Source organism: Veillonella sp. KGMB01456, assembly GCF_023051165.1.
GTDB lineage: Bacteria > Bacillota > Negativicutes > Veillonellales > Veillonellaceae > Veillonella_A.
On sequence record NZ_JALKIG010000002.1, the window covers coordinates 106,249 to 123,882 of the forward strand.

Consider the following 17,634-nt stretch of genomic DNA (forward strand, 5'->3'; position numbering starts at 1 on the left):
ATGAAAAATAGTTTTAAAGCCGAAGAGTTAAAGGTATACTTTATTTGCGGTACACAAGATTTTAAGTCCGCAAACAATCCGCTTACAGCTGCACTCACTTGTATTGAGACCGCTTTAAAGGCCGGCATTACTATGTTTCAATTCCGTGAAAAAGGTCATGGCTCTTTAACCGGTGAAGCTAAATTGGATTTTGCCAAACAGGCGCAAGCCTTATGCAAAGAATATAAGGTGCCATTTATCATGAATGACGATATGGACTTGGCAGAAGCATTAGACGTGGATGGCGTTCATATCGGTCAAGACGATGATCCGATTGAAGACGTGCGCCGTCGTTTTCCACATAAAATTATTGGTTTATCCATTCACTCACCGGAAGAATATGCGGCTTCCCGTGTTGATTTAGCTGATTATATCGGAATCGGACCTATTTACGGTACCCAATCAAAAGACGACGCAAAAGCGCCTATTGGCCTTGACGGTGTAGAAGAACTTCGCAAGGTGGCAGGAAGCTTGCCGATTGTTGCCATTGGCGGTATTACGGTCGATAACGCGGCGGATATTGTTAAAAGCGGCGCCGACGGAGTATCGGTTATATCGGCGATTACGCAAGCTGCGGATGTAACGGAAGCTGTGCGAAAATTAAAACTGTAGAATAAACATGAAAAAATTTCATTGTTTATTATATTTAAGAAATTCGATAAAAAAGGTATAATTGTCTTGTAAGGCAATTATACCTTTTTTACTTTGAAATACGTTATCTCTTGAAAGGAGATTAATTATGAAATGTAAACACGCTACTCGTGAAATTCCAACAGATCCACATGGTAAAGCTCGTTATGAACGTGCGATGCGTCACATGGAATTGGCAAAAGAACAGGGGATGTCCAGTGAAGAAATACATGCTTTATTTAAGCTCATCATGGATTTTGATCCTAAAAAAGATTTGGACAAAGTTCCTAATGATGATGCTCATAAAAAATTCCGTCAAGCCTTATCCCATGCTAACCGTGCCGTAGAAGAAGGTGAATCCGACGAAGAAGCCCATGAAATCTTCCGTCGCATTATGCATGGTGAAACAGCGGGTAAGTGCAAACATCGTAAGGAAGAGGCTTAATATATAGGCGTTTACCGGCGAAGGGAAGGCAATCAGGTTTATTTCTGTATAATTATAGAATTCGCTATGCGAGGTCTTTATAGGAGAGTGGCGATTGATGTCGCCACTTTTTTCGTTGTCAAAATACATTTTAATTTGATAAAAATAATCCTATTATTAACATGATTTTCATTAATTTTACACATTTTTTAATATGTAAAATTTGTTGATTATTAAGATGCTATGTGGCATATATCATATTAATAAGGGTTTTATTTATGTGCTACATGATGGGCTCATTTATGTCATACTGTGTAGTAAGATATGAATGAGGAGTTTGATAATATGGACGAACAAAAGAACAGTTTATTTAAGTGTATTGGCGCCAAAGTTACATATTACCGTACCCTGCGTGGCTTGACGCAACGCGAACTGGCCGAAAAAATAGGCATTAGTCCCAGCACTTTAAATAAAGTGGAACGCGGTGCCTATAATCAGAATGTATCGATTGCTATGTTACTGGACATTGCTGAAGGGCTGGACGTAGACGTAACATATTTTCTGACTATAACCGAAGCAGATAAAAAGGTATTGTTCTAACAGTACTATTTTGCGGTAACATATTGACTAAGCTAAGACCGTATTATTGCGAGTTTGCCTGTTATGGTTAAGTAATTTTGCACATTTTTGGCTTGAAATAGCTTGTAATAACTTGTTATTTCGCATAACCCGTTAACAACGTATGGAAAGTAGGTTACTTATGGCAGATGTTATTGATTTTGAAAAGGCTTCACAGCGTAAGAAGCAAAAGTTGATTACTAAGCTGGATGATATTTTAAAACATAAATAAGAAATTTTAGACAGGTCAACATTAGTGAAAGATTTGACCTGTTTTTTATTGGGCCACCCCTATGTCCGGGTACTATGTTATATTAACCATGTAACCGGATGTAGGGGTGATTTTATATGCTCAAAAGTAGCCCATGGCACTGCGACGTGAATCCTCAAAATCCGTAACAGTATTGATACACTAATTCTTTTGAGTAAGGTAACGTAGGGGGTAGAAAGTATGGAACGTATTAAGTATTTATTTTTCCTAAATGACAATAAGCCATTAAAAGAGCGGTTTATTGACCGGTCCGAGTCTAAAATATTTATGTTTCTGTCGTTTTTCTTTGTATTGTTGCTACCGATAGCTGCTATATTCCATAAAGTAGTTGGCGTAGGGATGCCCCTGTTTGACGCTTTTATTGTTGTCATCGGAGCGTGGGTTTTGAACACGGTTTGGATGCTGGTTAGTAATCGTGGGGAAACTCAAAAAGCTCGATTTTTCGTAAATATTTTATTTTGTTTGGGCAGTATACCGATTTTAGGTTCCTTTTTATATACGCCGCCTTACTATTCACTGCCGATCTTAATAGTTGCGCTCTTATGGCTTGGCATTTTAACAGTAATAAGAGACTCCATGCAGACATATTGGGATACACTTATCAAAATGCGTTGGTTCTTTTTAGGACTGATGATTTTATGCTATGGTACGGTAATTTATTATGAAACCGGTTACCGTGACTTGCCACCGACCATAGTTAAGCCGATTATTTATGCACTGGAGTTCTATGTTGTAAGTTGTTTTACAATGCTGCAATTAGTGTATCTGAAAAAGGACATTGCCGGTTTTTATGACGAAAAGAAGATTACGGAATGTTACAATTGCGGCAACGTATCCGATATCTGGGATCAACCAGGCGGTAAGTTCTATGTGTTAAAATCCGTTGTCGGTATTGTTATCAACTTTATGATGCTATTAATCGTTTGCATCAAGATTGGGCTCTATATATTGATACATTATATTTGGTAAATAATTTCTTAACACTAATGTTGAGATAGGGCAAGAAAGAGTAAGTTAATTCCCTTAGCTTAGTCAGTAGTTGCTTTACTTGACGCTTATATGTTAATGCGTTAAGATATATATAAGACGAGCCGTCATAGTGTGTAGCAACGCTAGGCTCATCTCCAGTAAAACTAGTAAAATGAGAAATGGCCTAGTCGTTACTTTTAGCGATTTAGGTCATTTTTCATTTAAGAATCAAGACCACTAGAGTAGCAAAAGCTATCATCAGGGATAACGCTTCGAATACACTCATGATCTCACCTCCTTAAAGGAGATGACCTAGTCACACTACAACGGCTCTTGATTATTAGTATACTCCTTTGTTGTTCATAATTAAAGATTATTTCGAAAATATGTTCTTGAGGAAAGTTGAAAGAATATGGAAAATAAAAACCGGCAATGTTCTTACACTGCCGGTTCTACTATAAAAGTATATTATTCTTTGAATAAGTCTTTATAACTTCAATAAAGTTACTTTACGACCAAAACACATCCCCGTCAAACATCTTTTCACCAATCCTCAGTGAATCGGTATATTGCCACATGTGAGCCGATGGTAGATCGCAGCTGCTATTATACTGGGCGCACCATTTAGGGCACATGAGCTGGGTACCGTCGATGTGATGGGTCCACCAATCAAAATTGGCGTACACCCCGGCATAGGCGTAGCCGGCTTGCCAGGCTGTATTGATGAAGGCACTGCAACGATTGGTGATTTGTTGTGTGTCCCAGTAGGGGGCTTCTTCCGCATCATACCAAAGGCCCATAGTCAGTCTTGCCGGGACGAGACCGCAGTCATTTAAGATATGGGTAGCAAAAGCAGCTTCTTCGATGGCATCATTGCAGTTTTGCGCATAGGAATAATAGTATACGCCAATGCTTATGCCCGCATTCAAGGCACCGTTTACATTGTGATAAAATTGACTATCCAAATGCCCGCGACCATAGCCAAGGCGTATGATGGCAAATTCGATGCCTGCATCACGTACCTCTTGCCAATTTACAATGCCATTATGTTCGCTTACATCAACTCCGTAGTGTTTATTTAACTGATTCATTTTCATAGTATCTTTTGCAACTCCTCACTGACGTACTTATAACTATTATTGTTATTTCTTGTTATTCATTGCTATTCATGGGTATTTATTGCTATTCATAGTTATTGATTCAGTTCATCGTTAAAAAATACGGTCAATGCAGCTAACGCTCGATGTTTATGTTGCTGCATGGCCTGGCGGCTGATGCCGTGTTGTTTGGCCAGTTGAGCCAGGGGAATGTTCTCAATATAATAAGCATAGAGTAGTTTTTGTTGCTGTGGCATGAGTCGCTTGAAGGCTCGTGCTACGGCTTTTTTATTTGCATTAGCTAAAGCCGTTGTTTCGGCACTGTCGGAAGGAGCTAAGATATCCTCAAACGTCATGGTTTTATTGTCACCGTCAGTAGCCTGATCCATAATAAATGTTTCCCGCTGCCATTGTTTTCTAAGTTTTCTAAACGCATTGTATTGACCGTATTTAATCCGACTTTTGACAAAACCGGAGAAGGGGACGTCGCCGTTAATGTCGTATTCTTTGACAGCCCTAATGAACACTTCCCACAGTAAGCTTTCTATATCATTGGCTTCGCATTGCACGGCGCTTACATGAGCGTACTTGTGAATAAGACCCTCGTATTTGTGACATAATGCTTTGAGAGCGGCCTCATTATTTTGCTGCGCTGCGTTAATAGTTGCCATTAATTGATTATCGCTCCATGCTACATTAGGAGTCATAGTAAAAACCTCTTTTCCTTATACGTTTAAATTAAAGAATTCCTCGAGGATGTTTCATTTTTAAGTTTTTCAGCCTGCTGTTACAAACTGATTTGTTATACTGTTACGAACTGATTTGTTTTACTGTTACGAACTGAGTTATTCGCCGGTAACAAACAGAGTCGTTCTGATATTACAGATTAATTTGTTGAAACGTGTATTGCAATCACTAGTCTTAGTATAGTAAAGCGGCGGTTTTCAGGCAAATCCGGAGAAAACTCGAAAAAGTTTACCACTTATGAATCTTGATTTATTGCGTGCCAAGGTATAGAGTAGAGCATGTCGGTAATATGTCTGATTTTTTCATGATTGCAGTTTCATAATGACTAATAAATGATGATATTAGTACGCTATTTTTTGGGAAATATATCGGATATGGAGAGCCGGTAGTTGGGGGTAAGCAAATCCATTGGAACAGCTTAGTAACGCATGTATTAAGTGTAGCGAATTTCAAATGGGTACGATGATTCGGAAGAAGGCGGCTAAGTATTTTAACAAAAACGAGGTCAGTTGACAGGTTCTAGTCTTGTTTATGACTAAGAGTATGCATTATTGCGTTGGTAAGAATCTTCTGAATTTAAATTAATTGACCGCGGGGATTTATCGTTATAGGGGAGTGTTGTATATATGGCGGAAAATGACACGTATACTTCGATTGAGCGAACGTATTGTATTGATGCCGGTAAAGATTTTATAATTCCACAGTATCTTAATTTCTTCCTGTGTATTTTGGAGGAGCGGCTGCAGGAGTCGTTGCTCGATACTGCGCCTATAGAGTCTGTAATGAAGCCTTTTAATGAAGGATACATGCTCTTAGTGGAGTATTTGAAATTAAATATTTTTTCCAGGCGGCATGCGGATAAAATCGTGGATATGTTCAACGATGGTTATATGAAAGCCATGGATCCTGAATTGCTTTGGGAGCGAGAAGAATACGCAGCTTATGTCGAGGATGCCCATATCATTATTTCTAAAATATGTCACTTAGTGCATTATGAGCAGCGTTATACCTGTCTTACTCATAATCGGTACTCCATGTTAGCCCCATTTTCACTGCATGATTTAATCGATGCTACCAGGCTAAGCAATAAAGAAATGACTTGTAAATCTCAAGAGAGACGGGAGTTTACGTATGGTCGCATTTATCTCAAGGGATGCCGGCGTATCATACGCGATATCAATGTAGCTTTAGTTAATTTTGGTTATAAAGAATTGCCCTCGCCGTTCCAAATTTTATTATGCCGAACTATGGATTTGTATGACATAGTAGAGCGTTTGAAGAACATGGTAAGCTACATTGAAGTTTCGAAAAAGATTCCACGGCCTTATATACGCCGTGAAATAGAATCGGTCCATCAGTCTTTTCATGCCTTTGAAGCCGCCTTTTTGAATGCGTTTTCACAACAAGCGACCAAGAACGATGTACCGGCGGGTACTAATAATCAGTCACATCAAGGCGGACCGAAGTTTCTTAATTCACAGCCTCATAAAGAAAAAGTGGCACGCGTTTTGAAAAGTTTAGCCGTCAATTTAGCTTCGCTCCGTTGGGGCCTATATTTTCTCACACTTAGTTACGGCAGCGGTTATATTAACCAATTTGGCGAACTGGCAATCAAAAAAGGAAATGTGAAAAATAGAGCCGCCGGTAGAAGACAAAAACGGATAGTGCAAACCTCTTGCACTATCAGCTAAATGATAGTATAATCAACTATAGAAAAGATGCTCGATTTGATACTAATTAGATTCGGAAGAGTCATCTTAAATAATTATATATAGATAGTCTTTGAGGCAAGGTGCGGAATGTAAGCATTCCAATTCCTGACCGGCGGTCATAGTCCGCAAACTCTGAAATGGGTTGACTCGGTGCGATTCCGAGACCGACAGTATAGTCTGGATGGGAAAAGACACGCTATACGTTTGCGTTTTAATTAAGCTGTTAGGATTCAAGGCGTTTGCCTTTTGATTTGCTGTGAATCAATTAGAGGTAATTGAAGGCTTTCAGCAATTGTAAACAATAAACGATATATAACGTAAATAACTCAGGGACTATAGATACTATAGTTCCTTTTTTGTTAGGAGTTGAGTTCATAATATGAGAGATGAACAATATACGGGGAAGCCGCAGACAGCTGAATATGAACAAGATAAGCAGTATATGTTGCGGGCATTAACGTTGGCCAAGCGGGCGACCGGATTTACCCATCCCAATCCAATGGTGGGTGCCGTTGTTGTGAAAAACGGTGAAATCATCGGCGAAGGGTATCATCAAAAAGCCGGCGAGGCTCATGCCGAGGTACATGCTCTAAAGGCAGCCGGTGAAAATGCCAAAGGGGCGACACTTTATGTAACGCTCGAACCTTGTGCGCATTACGGCAAAACACCGCCTTGTGCGAAACGAGTTATCGAAGCGGGCATTAAACGTGTTGTAGTTGGTTTAATCGATCCGAATCCGTTGGTTGCCGGTAAAGGTATTCAGATGATTCGCGAGGCGGGGATTGAAGTGACTACCGGCATTTTGGAAAAGGAATGTGCCAAACTGGTGGAAGGTTTTCTGACGTTTATAAAAACGGGCAAGCCCTTTGTTACCTTGAAGTCGGCTATGTCGCTGGACGGTAAGATTGCCACGCGGACCGGTCATTCGCAGTGGATTACGAATGAAACGGCACGCAGGGACGGGCATAAACTTCGAGCCCTTCATGATGCGATTTTAACCGGTATCGGCACGGTATTGAGCGATAATCCGAGTCTTAATTGCCGTTGGCAACCGGAGGATGTCAATGAGTATGCGGTGCATCAGCCGGACGTAATTGTTCTCGATAGTATGGGCCGTACACCAACGGATGCCAATATATTTAAGCAGGATCATCGCAAAGTATATATCTTTGTAAGTTCTGCGTGTGAAACTTCACGTATAAAAGTTCTTGAAGATGTGGGGGCGCAAGTGATTATCTTGGATGATAGGACTAATGTGACTAATACGACCGATACGACTAATACGACTAATACGACTAATACGACTGTCGCGACTGACACAGGCGATGCTACAGCGATAAAACAATCCGGAGCGACGAAAGGGCAACTGCCGATTGAACAGATTTTAACAAAAATGGCTGAACTTGGTTTTACTTCGGTCCTTGTAGAAGGGGGCAGTCAGGTTATTGCCTCATTTGTGGAAGCACGAGCTTTTGACAAAATCGTAACTTATATCGGTAACACCATAATCGGCGGTCAAGCCGCTTTAGGTGCCATCAGCGGTACCGGCATTGATCAGTTGGCCGACGGTGTTGATTTAGTCTTTGAATCGGTTGAAATTTTAGCTAATAATATACGAATAGAAACCTATTTAGCAGGAAGGAGCGGTGCCTATGTTCACGGGAATCATTGAAGAAGTGGGTCATGTGGTCAGCGCTCAACGGAATGCGCAGGCCATGCGGCTCACCATTGCGGGTGACGTGATTTTTTCAGATATGAAAATCGGGGATTCCATTGCGGTTAACGGTGTTTGCCTTACCGTAACATCTTTTGCGGGCAAACAGTTCGTGGCTGATGTCATGCCTGAATCGGTGAATATGACGACGTTTTCTAAATTTACATCCGGCCAGCCGGTTAATTTGGAACGAGCTATGGCGTCAAACGGGCGCTTCGGTGGTCATATGGTAGCCGGTCACGTAGACGGGCAAGGACGAATTCGTCAAATCCGCAAGTTGGATAATTCGGTAGTGTTCACCATTGAAACAACGCCGGATGTACTTGATTACATCATTTACAAAGGCTCTATCGCCGTTGACGGAGCGAGTCTTACTGTTTCTAAACGAGAGCGCACGTATTTTGAAATTTCTATCATTCCTCACACCATCGCCAATACTGTATTGGCTAATGCCAAGGTTGGTACGGTGGTGAATTTAGAAACCGATATAGCCGGTCGCTATATCCGTCATTTTATGACGCTCGACAAAGAACCTAGTTCGGGTTCCGAAGCAGGCAATGCTTCGAGGGCAACCGGTGAGGCCAAGCAGGAGTCAAAGAGTTTTTCAAAAGACTGGCTCATGAGCAAAGGTTTTATCTGATAAGTAGCAATACATAATTAACAAGCAATAACAAACTCATAACAGTTTATTTTTATAGATTTACAATTCATGTTTTAAGGAGATGCTAGTATGGCAAAAACATTGAACACCATTGAAGAAGTATTAGAAGATATTAAGGTTGGCAAACCGGTTATTATCGTGGATGACGAGAAGCGTGAAAACGAAGGCGATCTCATGGTTGCCGCTGAATTTGCCACTATGGAGAATATCAATTTCATGGTGAAAGAAGCGCGTGGTATCGTTTGTACGCCTATGAAAAAAGAGGATTTGGACGCCCTTCAAATCGGTCAAATGGTGACGAAAAATACAGATAATCACGAAACGGCTTTTACCGTAAGTGTTGACCATGTGGATACAACTACCGGTGTGTCGCCATACGAACGTGCGTTGACGATTCGTGCCTTGGTTGACGGCAAAGCTCGTCCGGAAGATTTCCGTCGCCCGGGCCATGTATTCCCATTGCAGTATAAAGAAGGGGGCGTGTTGGTTCGTCAGGGTCATACGGAAGCATCTATCGATTTATGCCGTTTGGCAGGCCTTAAGGAAGCATCCGTAATCTGCGAAATTACCAAAGATGACGGCAATATGGCTCGTCTCGATGATTTGTTGGCTTTTGCCGAAAAACATGATTTAAAAATTGCGTCCGTAGCCGAACTTATCGAATACCGTAAATTGCACGAACCAATCATTACCTTGGCAGCTGAATCTAATTTGCCGACTGAATTCGGCGATTTCAAGATTTTCGTTTTCAAAAACTACTTGGATCACAAAGAACATTTAGCTATCGTTAAAGGCGATGTGAAAGACCTTGAAAATGTACTCGTTCGTGTTCACTCCGAATGTCTCACCGGTGATGTGTTCGGCTCCAAACGTTGCGATTGCGGCGAACAGCTTCACAATGCCTTACGCACCATTGAAAAAGAAGGTAAGGGCGTTGTTGTGTACATGCGCCAGGAAGGTCGCGGTATCGGCTTAACCAATAAGATTAAAGCCTACGCCTTGCAGGAAAAAGGCCTCGATACGGTGGAAGCGAATGTGGAATTAGGTTTCCCGCCTGATATGCGTGAATACTCGTTGGCAGCGCAAATTATTCGTTTCTTGGGCATTAAGAGTGTAAATCTTATCACCAATAATCCAATTAAGAAAAACAGCTTGGAACACTGGGGTATCAAAGTAAATAAACGGGTTCCGGTGATTGTAAAAGCTAATAACATCAATGCCGGTTATTTACAGACAAAAAAAGAAAAAATGGGTCATTTACTATAATAAGATGAGCCAATTATTATATTTTAGAAGAAGTTGAAGCTTTAATTTTTAGAAAATCCCTTAGACTATTAGGAGGCTATTATGATGGTTACAGAAGGTAAATTATTAGGCACAGGTAAACGCTTTGCTATTATCGGTTCTCGTTTTAATGAATTCATTACATCTAAATTAATCGGCGGTGCTATGGATGCATTGTTACGTCATGATGTAGCGGAAGAAAATATTAACACAATTTGGGTACCGGGCGCGTTTGAAATTCCAATAGTTGCCAAAAAAGCAGCTCTCAGTGGCAAATACGATGCCATTATCTGTGTCGGTGCTGTAATTCGCGGATCCACGACTCATTATGATTATGTATGCAGCGAAGTGTCCAAAGGTATCGCTCATATCAGCCTTGAAACAGGCGTTCCTGTTATGTTCGGCGTTCTTACGACTGAAAATATCGAACAGGCTATTGAACGTGCAGGCACTAAAGCAGGCAACAAAGGTTTCGATTGTGCTATGGGCGCTATTGAAATGGTTAACTTGTTGGAACAAATCTAAGAGTTTTATAGTAAGTGAGTATCAGTGCCAATTATTGGAAGTATAATTGGCACTGTTTACTTATTGACGTTTAATATTTGAGTTTAATATTTGAGTTTAATATTCTAGTTTAGTTTTTAAATCGAATTTTAAAGTGAATGCTAGAATTAAATTTTATGTTGAATTTTATATTTAATTTTAAGTTGAATTTTTAAGTTATACGTATATTTTTAAGTTATACGTATCAGAAAGGAAAATAGATATGGATTTTATTCGTCGTTATACGACTAAAGAAGGTGTACGTATGGCCTTTGCCGTAACGACTGACACTGTAGAAGAAGCAAGAGTGCGTCACGATTTGAGCCCTGTAGCTACGGCGGCTCTCGGCCGTACCATGACAGGGGCCCTTTTAATGGCAGGGGATTTTAAAAACGAAGAAAATGTAAGCTTACGCTTGAACGGTAAAGGCCCGTTAGGCGTTGTTCATGTGGACGCTTTCAGCGACAACACAGTGCGCGGTTATGTGGATAACCCGCATGTGGAAGTGCCTTTAAAATATGCAGGCAAACTCGATGTAGGCGCTGCTGTCGGTCATGACGGTGAAGTACAGGTAACTCGTTTTACCAAACTTCGTCAAGATTACACGTCCCAAAGCCCTATGCAGACCGGTGAAGTGGCTGAAGATTTGGCCTATTATTTATATACATCGGAACAGATTCCGGCCACTATCAGCTTGGGGGTTCTGGTAAATACGGACAGAACGACTAAGGCTGCGGGCGGTTTTCTCGTACAGGCTTTGCCGGATGCAACTGATGAAGCATTGGCACAAGTAGAAGCTAATATTAATGAATTGGGACCAATTTCTCATTATTTAGAAGCCCATCCTAATGGCGAAGGGTTAGTGGAAAAAGTATTGGCCGGTTTGACGTGTGAACAGGTATATGAAGGAGATGTCGCCTTTAAATGTACTTGCAGCCGTGAACGGTTTGAACAAATTTTGGCTACCTTACAACCTGCCGACAAGGAAGAGCTTCTAGAAGATGAAACGACTGAGCTTGTTTGTCATTATTGCAATGAAAAATATCAGTTCAGCCGTGATGAATTGAAACAGATTTTTGCGGAAGCGTCCCGTAACGATGGGGCAGCTCATTAATCAGATTTTTTGATAAACATGTTTTGACCTTCAAAAACAAATGATTAACGCAATCAGTTAGATTGTGGTACAATAGAATAGACGAGCCTTAGGGCAGTAACTAAGGTATGGAATCTCCGGGGCTCAGGCTCCGGAGGTTTATTTTTTTAGTAAAAAGCTAATTGTAAAGAAAGATAAGACGAGGTGACTATAATGGGTGTAATCGCAGTTATTGGCGGTACCGGTGTGTACGATCCATCTATGTTTGAAAATATTGAAGAAAAGACTATGCAAACGCCATATGGTGAAATTGCTTATACCAGCGGCAGCTATAAGGGTAAACAGCTTATATTCCTGGCCCGTCACGGTAAAGGTCATTCCATTCCGCCTCATTTGATTAACTATCGCGCCAATATTTGGGGCCTCAAAAAATTGGGCGTAACCATGATTGTATCCACTACGGCGGTAGGTTCTTTAAATACGGATTTTGCTCCGGGCCATTTCGTTTTGGTTGATCAATTTCTTGATTTTACAAAATCTCGTGTATCTACTTTCTTTGACGGCAACGGTAAAAAAGTTGTTCATCTAGGCGTTGGTAATCCTTATTCACCGGCTCTTCGCAAGGTGATTATGGAAGCAGCGTCGGAACTCAATATCGACGCTCATAACGGTGGTACTTATGTATGCACGGAAGGTCCTCGTTTTGAAACGCCGGCTGAAATTAAGATGTTCAAAATGCTGGGCGCCGATACGGTGGGCATGACGAATGTTCCGGAAGTGGTATTAGCGGGCGAAGCGGAAATTGCTTATGCTACGATTTCTATGGTAACCAACTTTGCCGCCGGTATTTCGCCGACTGAACTAACGCATCAGGAAGTACTCGATATCATGGCGGAAATGTCCGATAAATTTAAAGCCTTGATTTTGCGCACGATTGAAAAACTTAATCCGGATCAGGATTTACCATGTCATCATCGTTTGGCCGAATACGGCGGTTTTAAAGCGGCCTTAGGTAAAGAGGGCGAATTACTATGAGTTTAGAAGAAGCAGTTCATACATTGGATACCTTAAAAAGTGAATCTATGAAGAGCATTACTTGGAATGGTAATTCTTTGATTTTATTAGACCAAACGAAATTACCGAACCGGGAAGAATATATCGATTGTACCGACTGGCGTCAGGTGGCAGAAGCCATTAAAAAATTACGTGTCCGCGGGGCACCGGCCATCGGGGTGGCCGCCGGTTACGGTCTTATTTTGGCTGCCCGTGAGGCCATTGAATCGGCACCTGATGAAGTAACGCAGCGAGCTAATTTCTTGACGTTTGCCAATACGTTAAAAGAGACACGCCCTACCGCCATTAATTTGGCTTGGGCCATTGACCGTATTGTAACAAATATCGTATTCCCTTGCGACACCATGATTAACGCGTTGCCGTTAATCGAAGCGGAAGCAAAAGCTATTGATTTGGAAGACCAAGGTTTAAACGCGGCTATGGCTAAAGCGGGGGCCACTCTTTTCGAAGGAAAAAAAGGCATACGCATTTTAACGCATTGTAATGCCGGTGCTTTGGCGACAGCCGGTTTTGGTACCGCTCTTGGCGTGGTTCGTGAACTTCATGCTAACGGTCAATTAGAACGGGTATACGCGGATGAAACGAGACCACTTTTGCAGGGCGCTCGCTTAACGGCTTTTGAGCTTCACCATGACGGTATTCCTGTTACTTTGTTAACCGATAACATGGCTGCTTATGCTATGCAACAGGGGCTTATTGATGCTGTTATCGTCGGTGCCGACCGCATCACTACGGAAGGGGATGTGGCCAATAAAATCGGTACTTACGGCGTAGCCTTGGCGGCGAAAGCCCATAATATTCCGTTTTATGTAGCCGCACCGTACAGCACTTTTGATTTTACCTTGGCTAAAGGCAGTGACATCCCAATCGAAATGCGCAGTGCTGATGAAGTTAAATGCTTTGCCGGTATCCCGACCGCACCGGACGGAATCGACGTTTTGAACCCTGCTTTTGACGTAACACCGCATGAACTTGTAAGTGCTATTATTACCGAAGAAGGCGTTTTAAAAGCACCTTACAATAAAGCGATTGAAGATTTACAAAAGAAGCTTGTACGCTAACGCGTTCTATATTAATCAATTGATGGATTTCAAATAATATAGTTGAGTCTAAAACAGGCCTACCTATGTTTACATACTCATTACTACAAAATCTACTTATATCGGTTTTACTATAGATGTTTTTCAAGAAAGAAGAGGTTATCATGGAATCATTAATCAGAGACATTAAATTGGCACCGGAAGGACGCAAGAAGATTGAATGGGTGTCCAATTTTATGCCTGCTCTTAACAGCTTGCGCGAAGAATTCAAAGCCAGTCATAAATTTGAAGGCAAAACCGTCGTAGTAAGCGTTCATTTGGAAGCTAAAACGGCGTACTTGTCTACTATTTTAAAAGAAGCGGGCGCTGATGTTATCGTAACCGGTTCCAATCCATTGTCCACTCAAGATGATGTAGCGGCAGCCCTCGTTGATATGGGTCTCACCGTATATGCTTGGCATGACTGCACCGAAGAAGAATACTTCATGTTCTTAAATAAAGCCTTGGACCATAAACCGCATATTATCATCGATGACGGTGGGGATTTGGTAAGCTTGTTGCACACCACCCGTACGGACGCTAAAGAACGTCTAATCGGCGGTTCCGAAGAAACAACGACGGGCGTGCATCGTCTCCATGCGTTGGCTAACGAAAATAAATTGACTTTCCCAATGATTGCTGTTAACGATTCTTATTGTAAATACCTCTTCGACAATCGTTACGGCACGGGCCAATCCGTATGGGACGGCATCATGCGTACCACTAACTTGACCGTTACCGGTAAAAATGTAGTCGTAGCCGGCTATGGCTGGTGCGGTAAAGGCGTGGCTATGCGTGCTAAAGGACTTGGCGCTCATGTTATCGTTACCGAAGTGGATCCGATTAAAGCCATCGAAGCCGTATTTGACGGTTTTAAAGTAATGCCTATGATTGAAGCAGCCCCAATCGGCGATATTTTCATCACCGTAACCGGCTGTAAAGACGTAATCCGCAAACAACACTTTGAAGTGATGAAAGATAAAGCCATTATGTGTAATGCCGGTCATTTCGACTGCGAAGTAAACGGTGTGGAACTTGCCGAAGTGGCTGTGTCTCATAAAAATGTTCGTAAAAATATCGAAGGTTATAGCTTAGCTGATGGTCGTACGCTTTATTTATTAGCCGGTGGGCGTCTTGTTAACCTCGCCGCCGGAGATGGTCATCCTGCGGAAATCATGGACTTGTCCTTTGCTATGCAGGCATTGGCTGCGGAATACTTGCTTGACCATGGTAAAGATATGGAAGCAACGGTTCATATTTTGCCGCATGAACTGGATGTTCGTATTGCTAAAGTTAAATTGCAGAACATGGGCTACGATTTAGATGCCTTGACTCAAGAACAATACGATTATTTGCATAAAGTTCAATAAGAGACGGCGCTCTGGGGTTATAGGCACAAACGATTGTGTCGTGTAATACGAATAGAGTACGTTGGTAGCGGTTCAACTAAAGGAGATATAAATGGCTGATATTGTAATTCGCAATATTGATTGCATTACCGGGGAAAGTGCCGAATCCGGCAAAGACATGTTGCGTAACGTAACTTTGATTATTAAAGATGGGTATATCGATAAAATTTTGACCGAAGAAGAAAGTCAGACGCCATTCGGTCAAGAATTAATTACTAAAGAATGCGGCAATGCGGCGTTCATTTTAGACGGTCACGGTCGTGTAGCCGCACCGGGGCTTGTCAATACTCATACCCACATCGCTATGGGCTTATTCCGTAACTATGCGGATGATTTGGAACTCATGGATTGGCTGGAAAGGGCCATTTGGCCGGCCGAAGCTAAGTTAACCAATGAATTGGTAGAAGTTGGTACACGCTTAGGTATCGCTGAAATGTTCCGTTCCGGCACCACTTGTTTCAGCGATATGTATTTCTTCATGAACGATACGGCCAAGGTGGTAAAAGAAACCGGCATTCGTGCCGTTTTATCACGCGGTATGGCCGGGGTAGCACCTACAGCCGAACAAGCCTTGGTGGATAGCCGTCATTTATTCAATGATTGGCACGGTTTTGACAATGACCGTATCAAAGTAATGCTTGGGCCACATGCGCCATATACTTGTCCCGATGAATATATGAAAAAAGTCATGGACCTCAGCCATGACTTGGGGGCGCAAATTCACATCCACTTATGTGAAACTAAAGGGGAAGTGGAGAATGTAATTAAAGCGACCGGCAAAACTCCGATTGCTCACTTCAATGATTTAGGCGTCTTTGATACGGGCTGTGTGGCGGCTCACGGCGTTCATTTAACGGATGAAGACCTTGATATCATGAAAGCCAAAAACGTGCGTGTCGCTCACAATCCGCAGTCCAATCTTAAATTAGCCAGCGGCATTGCCGATGTGCCGGCTATGCTCGCAAAAGGTATTACCGTAGGTCTCGGTACCGACGGTTCCGCCAGCAACAATAATGCCGATATGCTTGAAGAAGTGCGCTTAGCGGCAACCCTCCATAAAGCAACTCACTTTGATCCAAAAGCCATTCCGGCCCATCAAGCCTTACAATTAGGCACCGTTGAAGGGGCCAAAGTACTTGATTATAACGATTTGGGGCTCATTAAAGAAGGCTATCGCGCCGATCTTTGTTTATACGATGTAACGGGCATGCATTGGTTACCACGTTACAATGATGTAGCCTCTTTGGTTTATGCGGCTAATTCGTCTGATGTTCAGACAACGATTGTAGCGGGCAAAGTAGTCATGAAAGACCGCGAATTACTTACCATCGATGAAGAAAAATTACGTCATGATGTGATGAGTAAGACGGAGATATTTAAACAATAATATTGTATAATTTACATATAAAAACGGTTTCTCAGCCAACCAAAATGAGAGCTAAAAATGAAGGGGCTGTAACGAAATACACCCCTAAAAACAAGAATGCGGTTTGAAGATACGAAAGTGTCTTCAAGCCGCATTCTTGCTATATTTGTATAAGAAAAAAGGCCCCGAAGGGCCTTCTTTGTTGGTATAATTAATTTATGAACAGAAACCATATCCAACAAGGCAATTATACTAAACTTTCTGGCTTTCGCCAAGTAGTTTTATCATTGGATTATGGCTTTCAGATCGGACCAAAAGAACCGGTGAGATTACTGGATGCTGTATTGGAGGAACTGGACTATACAAGGTTGCAGCATTTATATTCTTCAAAAGGAAGAAAATCTTTAGTACCTCCCCATCTTTTGTTTAAAGTCTATGTGTTAGCTATGACCGAAGGCATTGTATCTGTTCGCAAAATTGCTGAGCAATGCACTAAAAATATCCATTACATGTGGCTCTTACAGGGCTATCCGACTCCGTCTCATATGGTATTTCATCGATTCTTTCAACGCTTAACTGTTGATGTACTTAGAGATTTGTTATCTCAATTTATTCAAGCATTAAGTGAATTTGACAGCTTAGATTTTTCTGAAGTATTCATCGACGGAACTAAATGGGAAGCCTATGCAAATAAATACACCTTTGTGTGGAAAAAGGCAATTCTTAAGCACTATGCTAAGTTACCGGATAAATTGTTAGTTCTTCAATATGAAATACAAAATCTTTTGGACATAGACGTCTCAGATATGACTGAAGATGAACTATTGGTTTTGCTGGAGCAATCCATACGCGAAAAGCAAATTGAGTTTGTACACGGTACCGGTAAACGAAAACATCCATTGCA

At 41.7% G+C, this 17,634-nt stretch carries 17 protein-coding genes and 1 riboswitch; of the genes, 15 read left to right on the forward strand and 2 right to left on the reverse strand.

Going from position 1 to position 17,634, the window contains the following annotated elements:
• The 4 genes from thiE to MXE28_RS01090 all read left to right on the forward strand — a co-directional run bounded on the left by thiE (position 1) and on the right by MXE28_RS01090 (position 2,951).
• Positions 1 to 651 (forward strand): thiamine phosphate synthase, encoded by a 651-nt coding sequence (gene thiE / locus MXE28_RS01075; RefSeq protein ID WP_021842088.1) that lies wholly within the window; start codon positions 1 to 3, stop codon positions 649 to 651.
• Positions 652 to 778: 127 nt separating this feature from the next.
• Complete coding sequence (locus MXE28_RS01080) at positions 779 to 1,114, forward strand: hypothetical protein (RefSeq protein WP_247239717.1); 336 nt, start codon at positions 779 to 781, stop codon at positions 1,112 to 1,114.
• A 324-nt stretch (positions 1,115 to 1,438) separates the two neighbouring features.
• A complete protein-coding gene (locus MXE28_RS01085; protein WP_021842090.1) occupies positions 1,439 to 1,693 on the forward strand; it encodes a helix-turn-helix transcriptional regulator in 255 nt (84 codons plus the stop codon).
• A gap of 469 nt (positions 1,694 to 2,162) precedes the next feature.
• A complete protein-coding gene (locus MXE28_RS01090; protein WP_021842092.1) occupies positions 2,163 to 2,951 on the forward strand; it encodes a hypothetical protein in 789 nt (262 codons plus the stop codon).
• Positions 2,952 to 3,460: 509 nt separating this feature from the next.
• Here MXE28_RS01090 and MXE28_RS01095 read toward each other — a convergent pair.
• Together MXE28_RS01095 and MXE28_RS01100 are read right to left on the reverse strand one after the other, a co-directional pair.
• Positions 3,461 to 4,048: a GH25 family lysozyme gene (locus MXE28_RS01095; protein ID WP_021842093.1), complete on the reverse strand. Its 588-nt coding sequence runs from the start codon at positions 4,046 to 4,048 to the stop codon at positions 3,461 to 3,463.
• Between the two features lie 95 nt (positions 4,049 to 4,143).
• A complete protein-coding gene (locus tag MXE28_RS01100) occupies positions 4,144 to 4,755 on the reverse strand; it encodes a sigma-70 family RNA polymerase sigma factor (protein ID WP_021842094.1) in 612 nt (203 codons plus the stop codon).
• 666 nt (positions 4,756 to 5,421) lie between these two features.
• On the opposite strand from MXE28_RS01100, the gene MXE28_RS01105 reads away from it, so the two are divergent.
• The 11 genes from MXE28_RS01105 to MXE28_RS01155 form a co-directional block, all read left to right on the forward strand.
• Positions 5,422 to 6,486 (forward strand): hypothetical protein, encoded by a 1,065-nt coding sequence (locus tag MXE28_RS01105; protein ID WP_247239718.1) that lies wholly within the window; start codon positions 5,422 to 5,424, stop codon positions 6,484 to 6,486.
• Between the two features lie 83 nt (positions 6,487 to 6,569).
• Positions 6,570 to 6,704, forward strand: a riboswitch (FMN riboswitch).
• A gap of 182 nt (positions 6,705 to 6,886) precedes the next feature.
• Positions 6,887 to 8,179 carry a bifunctional diaminohydroxyphosphoribosylaminopyrimidine deaminase/5-amino-6-(5-phosphoribosylamino)uracil reductase RibD gene (ribD, locus tag MXE28_RS01110; protein ID WP_021842096.1) on the forward strand — a complete coding sequence of 431 codons (1,293 nt, stop codon included), beginning with the start codon at positions 6,887 to 6,889 and terminating at the stop codon, positions 8,177 to 8,179.
• Positions 8,160 to 8,861 carry a riboflavin synthase gene (locus MXE28_RS01115; protein WP_156705632.1) on the forward strand — a complete coding sequence of 234 codons (702 nt, stop codon included), beginning with the start codon at positions 8,160 to 8,162 and terminating at the stop codon, positions 8,859 to 8,861. The genes ribD and MXE28_RS01115 overlap by 20 nt, the downstream gene beginning before the upstream one ends.
• 90 nt (positions 8,862 to 8,951) lie before the next feature.
• Positions 8,952 to 10,148, forward strand: coding sequence for a bifunctional 3,4-dihydroxy-2-butanone-4-phosphate synthase/GTP cyclohydrolase II (locus tag MXE28_RS01120; protein WP_021842098.1), 1,197 nt, complete (start codon positions 8,952 to 8,954; stop codon positions 10,146 to 10,148).
• 81 nt (positions 10,149 to 10,229) lie between these two features.
• The gene (gene ribE / locus MXE28_RS01125; protein ID WP_021842099.1) at positions 10,230 to 10,691 is read left to right on the forward strand and encodes a 6,7-dimethyl-8-ribityllumazine synthase; all 462 of its coding nucleotides are present in this window, start codon (positions 10,230 to 10,232) and stop codon (positions 10,689 to 10,691) included.
• Positions 10,692 to 10,932: 241 nt separating this feature from the next.
• Positions 10,933 to 11,823, forward strand: coding sequence for an Hsp33 family molecular chaperone HslO (gene hslO / locus MXE28_RS01130; RefSeq protein ID WP_021842100.1), 891 nt, complete (start codon positions 10,933 to 10,935; stop codon positions 11,821 to 11,823).
• Positions 11,824 to 12,015: 192 nt separating this feature from the next.
• Entirely contained in the window at positions 12,016 to 12,837 is an 822-nt protein-coding gene (mtnP, locus tag MXE28_RS01135) for an S-methyl-5'-thioadenosine phosphorylase (RefSeq protein WP_021842101.1), read from the forward strand.
• Positions 12,838 to 12,884: 47 nt separating this feature from the next.
• Positions 12,885 to 13,937, forward strand: coding sequence for an S-methyl-5-thioribose-1-phosphate isomerase (gene mtnA, locus MXE28_RS01140; protein WP_247239723.1), 1,053 nt, complete (start codon positions 12,885 to 12,887; stop codon positions 13,935 to 13,937).
• Positions 13,938 to 14,080: 143 nt separating this feature from the next.
• Positions 14,081 to 15,325 carry an adenosylhomocysteinase gene (locus MXE28_RS01145; protein WP_247239719.1) on the forward strand — a complete coding sequence of 415 codons (1,245 nt, stop codon included), beginning with the start codon at positions 14,081 to 14,083 and terminating at the stop codon, positions 15,323 to 15,325.
• Between the two features lie 91 nt (positions 15,326 to 15,416).
• Complete coding sequence (locus tag MXE28_RS01150; RefSeq protein ID WP_247239720.1) at positions 15,417 to 16,751, forward strand: amidohydrolase; 1,335 nt, start codon at positions 15,417 to 15,419, stop codon at positions 16,749 to 16,751.
• A gap of 197 nt (positions 16,752 to 16,948) precedes the next feature.
• Positions 16,949 to 17,634, forward strand: a 686-nt coding sequence (locus tag MXE28_RS01155; protein ID WP_247239721.1) for a transposase, incomplete at its 3' end; no start/stop codon positions are given.